Below are 11,727 nucleotides of genomic sequence, written 5' to 3'. Positions count from 1 at the left end.
TCTCTCCCTTCATTGTTAAAACTAAAGGTTATAAATGTCATACAATTTTCTATGGATGTCTCTCATATTAGCAATAATTAAACTTTTCCCATCTAACACAATTTCTAATTGATTTATATCTAAATCTGATTCTTGTGTTTTTAAAATCACACCAAAATTTTCTTTCATATATTTAATATTTGTTTTTTTATTTCCTATTATTTTAGAAATATTCTTTTTATTAGACTTCACCAACACGTTATTTATATTTTTATTTTGTAAAATAAGAAATTCTAAATAATCTTTTATCATCTCAGCTTCTACTAATTCTCTAAAAGCAGGGTGATATGGACCCGCTAAGACAGCTTTTCCCATTTGTATATCATCAGTAGCTTGAAGCCCGACTCTTATTACATTTATATCATTAACATAAAATAATACAAGTACTTTTTTTACTATTCTTATACTCTCGTCAAGTGTAAATGGCTTATATTCGTTTTGCTCCATCAATTTTTCCAGACCAGTCTCTTTTACCACTAAAGTTGGATAAATTCTTACACAATCTGGTCTAAGCTCTACAAATTTTTTGGCTGTAAATATGCATTTTTCTTCTGTATCAGCTGGAAGCCCAACCATCATTTGTAAACCAAGTTTAATTCCACTATTTTTTATCAACTTTGAACTCTTATATACAATTTCTGACTGATGACCTCTAATACTATCTAACAATACTTTTTCATCTAAGGATTGTACTCCAAGCTCTATTATACTTGTCTTATATTCTTTTAACATTTCCAATATTTCTTCACTAATACAATCTGGCCTTGTGGACATTCTAATATCTTTTATAAAACCTTTTTCTACATATTCTTTGGCAACAGCTAATAAACTTTTTTGTATATCTACATCTATAGCAGTAAAACTTCCACCAAAAAATGCTATTTCTACATCAGCATCCTTATCTATAGTCTTTAGACATTCTTCAATTATATTTCTTGCATCTTCACTAGTAACATCAGTACTCACACCTGTTATTTTTTTTTGATTACAAAATATACAATCATGAGGACAACCTTTGTGAGGAACAAATATAGGTATAATTCTCTTTTTCATCTACAACATCCTTCTAATCTAAATATTTCTTTTTATATTTTTACATATTATATTTATTTTTCCCATAATTTTTTCTTTAAAGCTACTTTAGCAGCCAATTGTTCTGCTTCTTTTTTACTTTTACCTTCTCCTATCCCCAAAACACCTTCATTAATTCCCACTTCCATAACAAACCTTTTATTATGGTCTGGTCCTTTTTCTTCTATAAGCCTATACCAAATATTATTTTCTCCATTTCCTTGTAATACTTCTTGAAGATGTGTTTTATAGTCTCTAAATATATTTCCCTTTCTTGAATCGTAAATTATATTTTCCATATGGTGTAATATAAATTGTCTTGCACTTTCAAATCCTCCATCAAGATATATTGCTGCTATTACAGCCTCAAATGCATCTGCTAATATTGAAGTTCTATGTCTACCTCCAGTAGCTTCTTCACCTCTACCCAGTAACATATGAACCCCTAAATTTATATCATTTGCAACTTCACTTAATGAATCCTCACAAACTATATTTGCTCTAAGCTTAGTCAATTCCCCTTCGGGCAGATTAGATTCTTCATTAAATAAATAATCACTTATCACTATGCCTAAAACTGAATCTCCTAAAAATTCTAATCTTTCATTAAAATTATATCTCTTATTTTCATTAGAATATGAACTATGTGTAAGAGCTTCTAGTATATATTCTTTATTTTTAAATTTATAATTTATAACATCTTCAAATCTTTGTATATTATCTAGTAATTTTTTACTTATCTTCATTATTACATCCCTCCAAAATCCTATTCTATAAATTCTAGTGTACTATTTTTGTGCAACTATTGCAAAACCAAAATCTAAAATACTTGTCCTCATAAAAATAAAACTACCTATGAAACAAAATATCTCATAGGCATCATAGGCAGTTTTATTTCTTATGAATTTTTATTCTCTATCATCACAATTCGAACAACCACCACATGTACAATCATCATCATCATAATCATCTTCTGATGATAATATTACAGCCTTACAATCAGGACAAACAACATCTACGTCATCATCATATAATAAATCTTCGTCTATTTCTACTAATTCTCCACAATTTGGGCATTCCATTTCTATATAGCTGAAGTCCTCATCGTCATCATTTTCTTCATCTTCTTCGTAAAGGTCATCTTCCATGTCAGCAATATCTTCTTCTAAATCTGCTAAATCTTCGTCTATAGATTCAACAAAATCTTGAAGTTCTTCCTGTTCTTCATCCAATGTTACAATAGCTTCTGCAAATACTTCTAATGCATCAACTATTTTATGTATCATTTTCCCTTCTTTACTTTCAGTGCTTATTTCTAAACCTTCTGCTAAACCTTTTAAGTATGCAACTTCTTCATATAAATGTTTCATGTAACACCCCTCGCTTTCTTTTTAATATATAAACTAAAAGCTCATATATCTTATATTATTAAGACATATAAGCTTTTATATACATAAATTTTTATACTCTTGATAAATATTCACCTGTTCTAGTATCTATCTTTACTTTATCTCCAGTATTTATAAATAATGGAACTTGAACAACTGCACCAGTTTCAACTGTGGCTGCTTTAGTTACATTACTTGCTGTATCACCCTTTATTCCTGGCTCTGTATCTACAACTTCTAACTCTGCAAAGTTCGGAGCTTCCACTTGGAATGGTTGTCCTTGATAAAACCTTATTGTAGCAACTTCATTTTCTTTTAAGAATTTAATTGCATCTTCAACTTGATCATAGTTTAATGGTATTTGTTCAAAATTTTCTTGGTCCATAAAATAATATAACTCACCATCATTGTATAGATATTGCATTTGTCTTGTATCTATTACAGCTTTAGGGAATTTTTCACTTGGATTAAAACTTTCTTCTCTTATAGCTCCTGTTTTTAAATTTCTGTATTTAGTTCTAACGAAAGCAGCTCCTTTACCTGGCTTAACGTGTTGAAAATCAACTACTAAACATGGTTGTCCATCTTTTTCAAATGTAACACCTTTTCTAAAATCACCTGCTGATACCATTTTTTGTTCCTCCATATTAAAATAAATTTCTTATTTTTTAGTAAATTTTACATTACTATGCCTTTAAAATTATATCTCTTACTTGAATTCTGTCAAGTCAGGATTACAAATTTTTACTAATATCATAATATCATAAGTTATACAATATAAACAAGTATTTGGCAGATTACTTATCCTATATTTTTATTATTTACATCTATAATCACACTTTATACATTTTATATATTGATATTATTTATCTCTACAGCTATACTTTCCACTATTACTCATTACTTTTTATTTAAAAACAATGGATAAACATAATTTTTTAGATTTTTACAGAATAACTTTTATGAAAATTTAAAACATTTTTCTTCATTAATAATACTGTTACTTAAAATTACACATTTTTAATAAAATTCCATACTTTTACTTTAAACTCAGTTTCATATCTTTGATTACGTTTTGATAATTTCAATATTATATTAATATATTCTCCATTATTAGACATTGAGACATACATTTCATCTACATAATCACCAATTTCATATCCACCAGCTTGACTACTTTCACCATTTAAAGAATTTACAAACAACTTATTTCGTCTCTCATTTAATATAATTTCTTTGTTGCTTGTATATTCTTCATTATAAGTTGTATTTTCATCTATATATCTACATTTTATGGATGTCATTTTTTTTAAACCTTCATCATTAGAAGATAAGTTTATTATCCCCTTAGAATTACCAATGATTCCTTCTATAGATTTTGTAATTTCAATACTTTGTTGTTGTAACTCTATTTTATCTTCTATTTTAACTTTTAAATTCATTGTAAGTATAAATATAGAATATAAAGTTATCACCAGTACTACAATTACAGTTAAAGATACTGCACTTTCTAAAAGTAAATATCCACATTTACGTTTCATATTTTCCCTCTTTCAAAAGTACTCTTCCACTTACAGGTGTTATTGTTATAGTTTTATTTAATCTACCATTATATATCTCTATTGTAGTTGCTCTTTGAGGTGAGCCATCAGATTTAAATTTTATAGTTTCAATACTTCTTGCGATTATTACATTTCTAGGCAATACTATGGATTTAACATCTTTGCCATCTTTTCTCAATACATATCCTTCTTGTTCCTTTTGCTTTATATAGTATATATATGTATTGTAGTTGCTAAACATATTAATTCGTCTAACATACCTTATATCTGAACAAAGTTGACGTGCAAATAAATTTATTTTATGATTTTCAAGATTATCTTTTGGAAAACATATTGTAGTTATCAATAGTATTATACTTATGGATACTACTAATTCTATTACAGTCACATTCCTTCTTTTTTCAAAGTTATACACCCCTATACTTATATATATATACTAAGTTTTTTTCATTAAAGTTCTTTTTTATATTTTCTATTATCTCTTGGTCGATTTCTTCTTCTCCATTAGTGTTTTGATTATCAAAATCTTTACTGTCAGTCTCAAATATAGTTGAAAGTTCTATTTGGTCAAACGATTTAGACTCATCAGATGTTTCAATAGAATCTTTATCACTATAATCAGCCTCTGTATAATCTTTAATATCAACTCCTACCCATGGATTTTTAATTTTCACGCTCACTTTTATTACTTTTAAAAAGTCTTTCTCTCTAGCTGTACTTGTTATATCAAACTCAAAAAAATCTCCTTTGTCATATATAGTATTGTTTTCTATTTTTAAATGAACTTCTTCTAAATTACTATAAGATATATCTTTTATTTTTTTTATACAATCAATCATATTATTTCCTAAGAAATAGTCTCTAAATTCTTCTTCATTATTAGATATATTAATAGCTTCTTCCACACAGCAAAGGACATTACTTATTGATATTTCTATACCACTTAAAGAAACTTCCCTTAACTTAGCATCTTTATATTCTAATTCAAATAAGTTCTCATTACTATAAATTAAACCTATACACATAATACATACAGTGCTTATAATAGAAAATATTATCAATGTTATTATTAATATAGAACCTTTATTATTTCGTAACATAACTCTTAAATCTTAATTGTTTTAAATCACTCTTAATTTCCATATTTATTTCATAACATTGATAATAGTTTAAAATTTGTTTCACTGTGCTATTTATCTCATAACCTTTTATGTAATTTTTATTTATTTCATCCTCAGTCAGTTGATATTCATTATTTTTTATTTTATATTTCTCATCTTCCAAGTATTTCTTTGCAATATTTAACATCTCTCTATTAGATACATTTTTACTAATAAAACTATAGCAGTTATGTAAAGATGTAGATACCAAATACACAGCTACATATAATATGGCGATACTCATTATACATTCAATTGATATAAAACCATTCTTTTTCGTTTTCAATAATAAAAACCTCTCATTAATATTTTATATTCTATAGATTAAATCTTAAGGATTTAGTTATAAATTCTTTTCATAAAGCTCTTTTATACAACTATTTTCATTATTATCTAACCTTATTCCAGTCCATATACAAAATGCACTTAGACCTTGATTTATTAACATATCAATTCCAAATATAACATCTAAATTGTATTTTCTCGCCCATTTTATAAGACTTGTTTCATGAGGCTTGTATACTATATCACATACTAGTATTTTTTTGCTTGGAATCAATGATTCATCTATTGGACATAAGTTATTCCCCATACCTATTGGTGTAGTATTTATAAGTATATCAATTTTGCTTAAATCATTTTTATCAACTTCTTTAGTGCTATAGACTACATCTAATTTAAAACTGGATTTTATTATATTTGATATTTCCCTTGCTTTATCTATACTTCTATTTCTTATTTCTATAGATTTTACATTGTTAAATGCAAGTTCAATAGCAATACTTCTACACGAACCTCCACAACCTAATATCATGACCTTTTTGTCTTTTAGGTCAAACCCATTTTCAATTACAGCTTTTACAAATCCAACTCCATCAGTATTATATCCTTTTAATCTACCTCCTTCATTCTTAATCGTATTAACTGCTCCAACTAATTTTGCTTTGTAATCAATATAATCCAAGTATTTAATTATATTTACCTTATGAGGTATTGTCACATTACAACCCTCTACACCCATACTTTTTATGGACTCTACTGTTTTCCATAAGTCTTTTGGCTCTACATCAAAGCATACATAAACATTATTTTGTTTGTATTTTTCAAATAAGTAGTTATGCATGATTGGTGAAAAGCTTTGTTTCACTGGATGTCCTAAAAGACATATAAGCTTTGTTTCGCTATTTATAATCATATCTTTCTCCCTTTTATTTATTGACATCTAAAATTCAATTTATACCAAATAAACTAATAATTTATCCGTCTTATTTTTTATATATTCAACAAAAAATTAAACTTAAATTCTTCTTTTTAATGTTATATTACAGCCAAAAGTTTGTAAATATATGTTTTAAATTCTAACAGTATACATATTATTTTATTGAATAACAGTCAACTTGGATAAGTCTCCTTCATATAATTTAAAGTGACCGTTAAAAAGGGGGGTGACTTATTGGCAGCGCTTAAATCTTTTGAAAAACCCTTAACCCCTGAAGAAGAGATTGAGTATTTAACTAAATTTAAAATAGAAAATGATAAAAGTGCAAAAGATATATTGATTGAAAGAAACATGAGATTAGTAGCTTATATCGCAAAAAAATATAACAATTCGACAGAAGATCAAGATGATTTAATATCTATAGGTACAATAGGATTAATAAAAGCTATAGAAACTTATAATATAGATAAAGGAACTCGATTGGCAACATACGCTTCTAGATGTATTGAAAATGAAATTTTAATGAATATCAGATCTAACAAAAAAAACAAATCACAAGTATCTCTACAAGACCCTATCGGAACAGATAAAGAAGGTAATGAAATAAATACTACTCTTTATATGTAATTTTTTATTATCTATTATTTTGTTTTCACCTATCTTAGGCTTTGGTTACAAAGTAGTATTTTCATCTCTTTTGAATGTCAGATATGGTTCTAAACTATACACATGATAACTTTAGATTCTACAATAAATCCATAAAGTATCATATAAATAAAGAATCATAAAAAAATTATTATGAAGCTTTTTAAAAAACTAAGTGTATGAATTAAGACCTGTTATCTAGATACAATTTATTGATAAATAGATATTATAGATATAAAAAATATGAAAAAAGTATCTCAAGTTTAAAGAGATACTTTTTTGTAGTTGAATTATGATTCTTTTAAAAACATAACTGATGAATTTTAATATATATTTTTAATTTAAAAGTTGGTACATTAATATTTTAATGTCATTATAATTCTTCATATAAATCAGTACTCAAGTATTTTAAGCCACTATCATTAAGAGTAAGAACTATATTTTTACCTTTTTCTGAACTCTCTAATAATTTAATTGCTGCACATACATTTGCTCCAGAAGAAAAACCTGCAAATACGCCTTCTAATTTAGCCAATTTTCTTGCTACATTAGTTGCTTCATCATCTGTTACCTGAATATAACCATCAATAAGCTTCTTATCTACTAATGGTAAATCCATAGAATAACCTCCACCTTGTATTTTATGCCCTTGATCAGTTATTTCTTTGCCTGAATAAATTGCTGCTGTTGAAGGTTCAACCACATAGCATTTAATAGAAGAATTGTGCTTTTTAAGTGTTTTCGAACAACCAGCAAAAGTACTACCACTTCCAAGGAAATCTACAAATACATCAATATTCCCATCTAATTGTTTCCACATTTCTTCTGCTGTATAATATTCATGTGCATGATTACAAGCTTCTAAATTAAATTGATCTGCTCTAAATGCATTTCTTTCTTTTGCAATTTTTTGAGCCTCAACTTCTACAAGTGCTAAATCTTCGCCAGAAACTTGTCCATGAACTGAATTAGGCATTTGGTCTACAAGAACTACTTCTGCTCCTAAAGCTTTCATCATTCTTGCTCTTTCCATAGAATTCCCTTTTGACATGCATGCAATAAACTTATAGCCCTTACATGCACAAGCTATTGCCAATCCTGTACCTGTATTTCCACTTGTCAATTCTACAACTGCTTGTCCAGGAACTAATAGCCCTGCATTTTCTGCTTCTGTAATCATTTGTAATGCTACACGGTCCTTTTTACTAAATCCTGGATTTAAATACTCCATCTTTGCATAAATATTACCATCTAATCCAAATTCCTTCACTATTTTAGATAAGTGTAACATTGGAGTATTTCCTATTGCTTCTGTAACATTATTAAGTACATGCATCACAATTCCCCCTTAATCGATTAACTATCATCTGTTGAAAAACAATTATTTATACATTATAATGTATATTACGGATGTACAGTATATTTAACATTTAATATATTATGCATTCATAAATTAGAAATAATGTTAAATAAATTATACATTCGTAAATTATATTTGTCAATAATTTACAATTTAAGGAGTACATATGAGTATTAATACTATTATTGCAAAAAATTTAAATCGATTACGTAATGAACGTAATTTAAGTTTAGGTCAACTTGCTGAATTATCTGGTGTAAGTAAAGTAATGCTATCACAAATTGAAAAGGGTGATTCTAATCCTACAGTAAACACAATTTGGAAGATTGCAAATGGACTAAATGTACCATACACTGCAATACTTGACCAACCACAAGATAAAACTTTTATTGTTTCAAAATCTGACATAGATGTTCAAATTTCAGAAAATGAAGACTATCGTCTTTATTGTTATTATCCTAATACACCAACTAGAAATTTTGAATTATTTCAAATGGAACTAGAGGAAGGTCATAGTTATACATCTATTGGTCATTCTGAAAAATCTCAAGAATATATTATGATTCTAGAAGGTCAGTTAGGATTAGAAGTAAATGATTCTGTTTATCAACTTAAAGAAAATGACTCTATCTGTTTTTCAGCCGAATCAACACATACATACCATAATCAAGGAAAAAAAACATTGAAAACAGTGATAATAAATTACTATCCAGTTTAAAGATATTAATTCAAAATACGATAATGATTTTCTCATATAAAAAGGTAAATCTTCATAGATAGGATTTATCTTTTTTGTTTTCTTACACTCTTTTTCATAATTTATTAATGATATTGCATAAATATTATTGCTACCTAACTTCTAAAACCTTGAAATCCAAGGAACTATTTTTTTAACTGAATAACTAAGACTCTAATTATTAGGTATTATATACTTTACAAAAATGTTATCAAAATTCTATGAAAATACTTGTCCAATTTCTTTACAGCGAAGTGCTAAGTATTAGCAACTTCTCTATTTTTTTAACTTTCAACTGTCTCAGCTTTTTTCATTGCTATATTAATAGCTATTTCTTTAGCTACAGCATCAAGTTCATTCCATCTTCTTTTGTTTTCTTCATCAGAGATACGTGGATATATTATATAAACTTCTGTATTTTGATTAGCTATAATTTTCTCATCATATTCTATATCTTTTTCAGCATCATATTTAAATGGTTTAAATTGTTGTAGTATTTTCACAATATCACCCCTTATTATAAAATATGAGGCTATAAACTTGTCTTATACTTAATATTTTAAGATGTATTTAATTTTAAAATTCTATATTAAAAAATTGAGTATAATAAAATCAATGTAAAGTGTAGTTCATAAATAAAAATAGAGTAGTTTAACCTACTCTATCCTTCTCTAATTAATCAATATAAAATTATTATTTTTGAATATTTATCCCAACTTGTGATATAATAAAAGCAAGAAGAACTACAATCTATTTAGCAGTAGAGTGGAGTTCATCATAAATGATATTATTTGAATTTATGGAATTTGATTTTTAAATCAAACTCCCAACCACTCTTAGTGCCAGCTTTGAGTGGTTTTTTACATTTTCTAAATAACTTACTTATTAAGTAAACTATATAGCTAGCTAGAATACTAGCTAATATACTCAGTAAAAAATTATCCATACATAATCACCTCCCTCCATTTTTGTTGGGAGGATAATCTTTTGTTTGTATGAACTCCACTCTATAAATTGTAGATTACATCTTCTTGCTAAAAATATTATAACATAATTTGGTAATCTATCTAATAAAAAATGTACACTTAGATATTCTAATTTTAGTTATAAATTTTTCCAGTTTTTATATCTATAAAAAACCAGCCAAAAGTTCCATTGCTATTTTTTGAATTGATTTTAACAGCATAAACATTACCACTATATATATCATCTCTAAAATCTATCATATCAACTATTAAGTTATTGATATTGATTTTATGTCTCTTCGCACACTCTTTTAATGCTATCTGTTTTGCTTGTTCCTCTGTTATACTTTCTTTATTTTTATAATCATCAGGATTACATACTTTCATATTACCATTAACATCATATGTATAAACTTTACTCATATCATTTTTTTCTACACAATATCTAACATCACCCTCTGCGCCTTGTTTGATATAAGCAAATGCATAGTACTCTTTTCCTGAAAAAGCAAAGTTTTTATCTAGTATAAATATTAAATCTTCATCTTCTGAATAATTAGGTTCATAGTAAAACTTATTTACACCTAGCAATTTTTTTACTGCATTAGCAGCATCTTCTACTTTATATTGTCTTCCAGTATTAGAATCTCCTATATTTTTTGTCACATTTAAACACTGTTGTAATATACTATCACTCAAATTTCCTATAGCAGTTAATTTAGTTGTACTTTTCAATACACTTTTATTACTATCATTATCAACTAACACAATAGCATTATTTTTAGCAATAGTAGAGCCAACAAGCGCATACACTAAATCAGTACCACTTGCTATATAAAACTCTTTTACTCCACTATAAAATTTATTTATTATTTTTTCATTAGTATCATATCTATCAGTCCCGCCCAATCTAGTTGAATTAGTATCATTAACTAGTTTGTCATTCATTGATGAAGTACCACCTATTACATAACTTTCCACACCAGTTGTATTAAATGACACACTTTTTCCATCAGTTAATACTATAGCTGCTTTATCTCTAACAGCTACAGGTGCAGCACTCATTGCATCAGGTTCTCCTTTAAAAGCATTAGTCAATATCACTTTATTTACTTTGTTAATTGAATTTATTTCTTTTGCAACATCATAGCTTGTCTTAATTCTATCACTACCTTGAAGTCTTTTAATCTCTATCCCTTTATCTTTTAGAACTGTTTCTGTTGCTTTATCAATAGAGTTTTCTCCTCCAATTATATATACTTTTTTTGCCTTTTCTACTCTTTTAAGTGTAGCATTTGGTATACTATTTTTCTTAGTTAAAAGAATAGGTGCATTTGTACTGCCTGCAAGCCCACTTGCAGATAATCCATCTGCCATTGTACTATCTGCATTAATCAGTATAGCTGTAGTATAGTTTTGCTTATCTGCGATAAGTCCAGCAGTTTCATATTTATCTACACCTTTAATTGTATCAATCTTGTCAAGTGCATTTGCAGATATAGGGCAACTAGCAATAAACATAGATAAAGATAACCCTATTGTTAATAATTTTTTAATTTTCATAATATCTTCCCCTCCTAAA

At 27.1% G+C, this 11,727-nt stretch carries 15 protein-coding genes; 2 read left to right on the top strand and 13 right to left on the bottom strand.

Annotated elements, in window-relative coordinates:
- Window positions 1–21 precede the first annotated feature (21 nt).
- From IC174_RS04100 to aroE, 9 genes are all read right to left on the bottom strand, one after another.
- The gene (locus tag IC174_RS04100) at window positions 22–1,092 is read right to left on the bottom strand and encodes an elongator complex protein 3 (RefSeq protein WP_227434159.1); all 1,071 of its coding nucleotides are present in this window, start codon (window positions 1,090–1,092) and stop codon (window positions 22–24) included.
- A gap of 53 nt (window positions 1,093–1,145) precedes the next feature.
- Complete coding sequence (gene rnc, locus IC174_RS04095) at window positions 1,146–1,856, bottom strand: ribonuclease III (protein ID WP_227434158.1); 711 nt, start codon at window positions 1,854–1,856, stop codon at window positions 1,146–1,148.
- Window positions 1,857–2,018: 162 nt separating this feature from the next.
- Complete coding sequence (locus IC174_RS04090) at window positions 2,019–2,480, bottom strand: CD1247 N-terminal domain-containing protein (protein ID WP_227434157.1); 462 nt, start codon at window positions 2,478–2,480, stop codon at window positions 2,019–2,021.
- A 91-nt stretch (window positions 2,481–2,571) separates the two neighbouring features.
- Complete coding sequence (efp, locus tag IC174_RS04085) at window positions 2,572–3,129, bottom strand: elongation factor P (protein WP_227434156.1); 558 nt, start codon at window positions 3,127–3,129, stop codon at window positions 2,572–2,574.
- 379 nt (window positions 3,130–3,508) lie between these two features.
- Entirely contained in the window at window positions 3,509–4,039 is a 531-nt protein-coding gene (locus tag IC174_RS04080) for a hypothetical protein (protein WP_227482224.1), read from the bottom strand.
- Window positions 4,029–4,448, bottom strand: a complete 420-nt coding sequence (locus tag IC174_RS04075) for a hypothetical protein (RefSeq protein WP_227482223.1) — start codon at window positions 4,446–4,448, stop codon at window positions 4,029–4,031. Before IC174_RS04075 ends, IC174_RS04080 begins: the two co-directional genes overlap by 11 nt.
- Before the next feature lie 19 nt (window positions 4,449–4,467).
- Window positions 4,468–5,160: a hypothetical protein gene (locus IC174_RS04070; RefSeq protein ID WP_227482222.1), complete on the bottom strand. Its 693-nt coding sequence runs from the start codon at window positions 5,158–5,160 to the stop codon at window positions 4,468–4,470.
- Window positions 5,147–5,506: a hypothetical protein gene (locus tag IC174_RS04065; RefSeq protein ID WP_227482221.1), complete on the bottom strand. Its 360-nt coding sequence runs from the start codon at window positions 5,504–5,506 to the stop codon at window positions 5,147–5,149. Before IC174_RS04065 ends, IC174_RS04070 begins: the two co-directional genes overlap by 14 nt.
- A 57-nt stretch (window positions 5,507–5,563) precedes the next feature.
- Window positions 5,564–6,415: a shikimate dehydrogenase gene (gene aroE / locus IC174_RS04060; protein ID WP_227482220.1), complete on the bottom strand. Its 852-nt coding sequence runs from the start codon at window positions 6,413–6,415 to the stop codon at window positions 5,564–5,566.
- 258 nt (window positions 6,416–6,673) lie between these two features.
- Between aroE and IC174_RS04055 the strand changes: the two genes are divergently transcribed.
- Window positions 6,674–7,066 (top strand): sigma-70 family RNA polymerase sigma factor, encoded by a 393-nt coding sequence (locus IC174_RS04055; RefSeq protein WP_227482219.1) that lies wholly within the window; start codon window positions 6,674–6,676, stop codon window positions 7,064–7,066.
- 391 nt (window positions 7,067–7,457) lie between these two features.
- Here IC174_RS04055 and IC174_RS04050 read toward each other — a convergent pair whose 3' ends face one another.
- Window positions 7,458–8,420: a cysteine synthase family protein gene (locus IC174_RS04050; RefSeq protein WP_227482218.1), complete on the bottom strand. Its 963-nt coding sequence runs from the start codon at window positions 8,418–8,420 to the stop codon at window positions 7,458–7,460.
- Window positions 8,421–8,610: 190 nt separating this feature from the next.
- Here IC174_RS04050 and IC174_RS04045 point away from each other — a divergent pair, with 190 nt between their 5' ends.
- Window positions 8,611–9,162, top strand: coding sequence for an XRE family transcriptional regulator (locus IC174_RS04045; RefSeq protein WP_227482217.1), 552 nt, complete (start codon window positions 8,611–8,613; stop codon window positions 9,160–9,162).
- 302 nt (window positions 9,163–9,464) lie between these two features.
- On the opposite strand, the gene IC174_RS04040 is transcribed toward IC174_RS04045, so the two are convergent.
- The 3 genes from IC174_RS04040 to IC174_RS04030 all read right to left on the bottom strand — a co-directional run bounded on the left by IC174_RS04040 (window position 9,465) and on the right by IC174_RS04030 (window position 11,708).
- The gene (locus tag IC174_RS04040; RefSeq protein WP_227437625.1) at window positions 9,465–9,683 is read right to left on the bottom strand and encodes a hypothetical protein; all 219 of its coding nucleotides are present in this window, start codon (window positions 9,681–9,683) and stop codon (window positions 9,465–9,467) included.
- 284 nt (window positions 9,684–9,967) lie between these two features.
- Complete coding sequence (locus IC174_RS04035; protein ID WP_227437628.1) at window positions 9,968–10,126, bottom strand: type I toxin-antitoxin system toxin; 159 nt, start codon at window positions 10,124–10,126, stop codon at window positions 9,968–9,970.
- A gap of 154 nt (window positions 10,127–10,280) precedes the next feature.
- Window positions 10,281–11,708: a cell wall-binding repeat-containing protein gene (locus IC174_RS04030; RefSeq protein WP_227482216.1), complete on the bottom strand. Its 1,428-nt coding sequence runs from the start codon at window positions 11,706–11,708 to the stop codon at window positions 10,281–10,283.
- Window positions 11,709–11,727 lie beyond the last annotated feature (19 nt).

The sequence above is a fragment of the Clostridioides sp. ES-S-0001-03 genome, from assembly GCF_020676075.1.
In the GTDB taxonomy this organism is placed as follows: Bacteria; Bacillota; Clostridia; order Peptostreptococcales; family Peptostreptococcaceae; genus Clostridioides.
This window is presented reverse-complemented; position numbering and strand designations above follow the sequence as displayed.

Bases quoted from the DNA above. Each gene is read 5' to 3' on its own strand.
- efp (WP_227434156.1), bottom strand. From the start codon at position 3,129: ATGGTATCAGCAGGTGATTTTAGAAAAGGTGTTACATTTGAAAAAGAT.
- IC174_RS04050 (WP_227482218.1), bottom strand. From the start codon at position 8,420: ATGCATGTACTTAATAATGTTACAGAAGCAATAGGAAATACTCCAATG.
- IC174_RS04035 (WP_227437628.1), bottom strand. From the start codon at position 10,126: ATGGATAATTTTTTACTGAGTATATTAGCTAGTATTCTAGCTAGCTAT.
- rnc (WP_227434158.1), bottom strand. From the start codon at position 1,856: ATGAAGATAAGTAAAAAATTACTAGATAATATACAAAGATTTGAAGAT.
- IC174_RS04080 (WP_227482224.1), bottom strand. From the start codon at position 4,039: ATGAAACGTAAATGTGGATATTTACTTTTAGAAAGTGCAGTATCTTTA.
- IC174_RS04045 (WP_227482217.1), top strand. From the start codon at position 8,611: ATGAGTATTAATACTATTATTGCAAAAAATTTAAATCGATTACGTAAT.
- IC174_RS04030 (WP_227482216.1), bottom strand. From the start codon at position 11,708: ATGAAAATTAAAAAATTATTAACAATAGGGTTATCTTTATCTATGTTT.
- IC174_RS04090 (WP_227434157.1), bottom strand. From the start codon at position 2,480: ATGAAACATTTATATGAAGAAGTTGCATACTTAAAAGGTTTAGCAGAA.
- aroE (WP_227482220.1), bottom strand. From the start codon at position 6,415: ATGATTATAAATAGCGAAACAAAGCTTATATGTCTTTTAGGACATCCA.
- IC174_RS04070 (WP_227482222.1), bottom strand. From the start codon at position 5,160: ATGTTACGAAATAATAAAGGTTCTATATTAATAATAACATTGATAATA.
- IC174_RS04100 (WP_227434159.1), bottom strand. From the start codon at position 1,092: ATGAAAAAGAGAATTATACCTATATTTGTTCCTCACAAAGGTTGTCCT.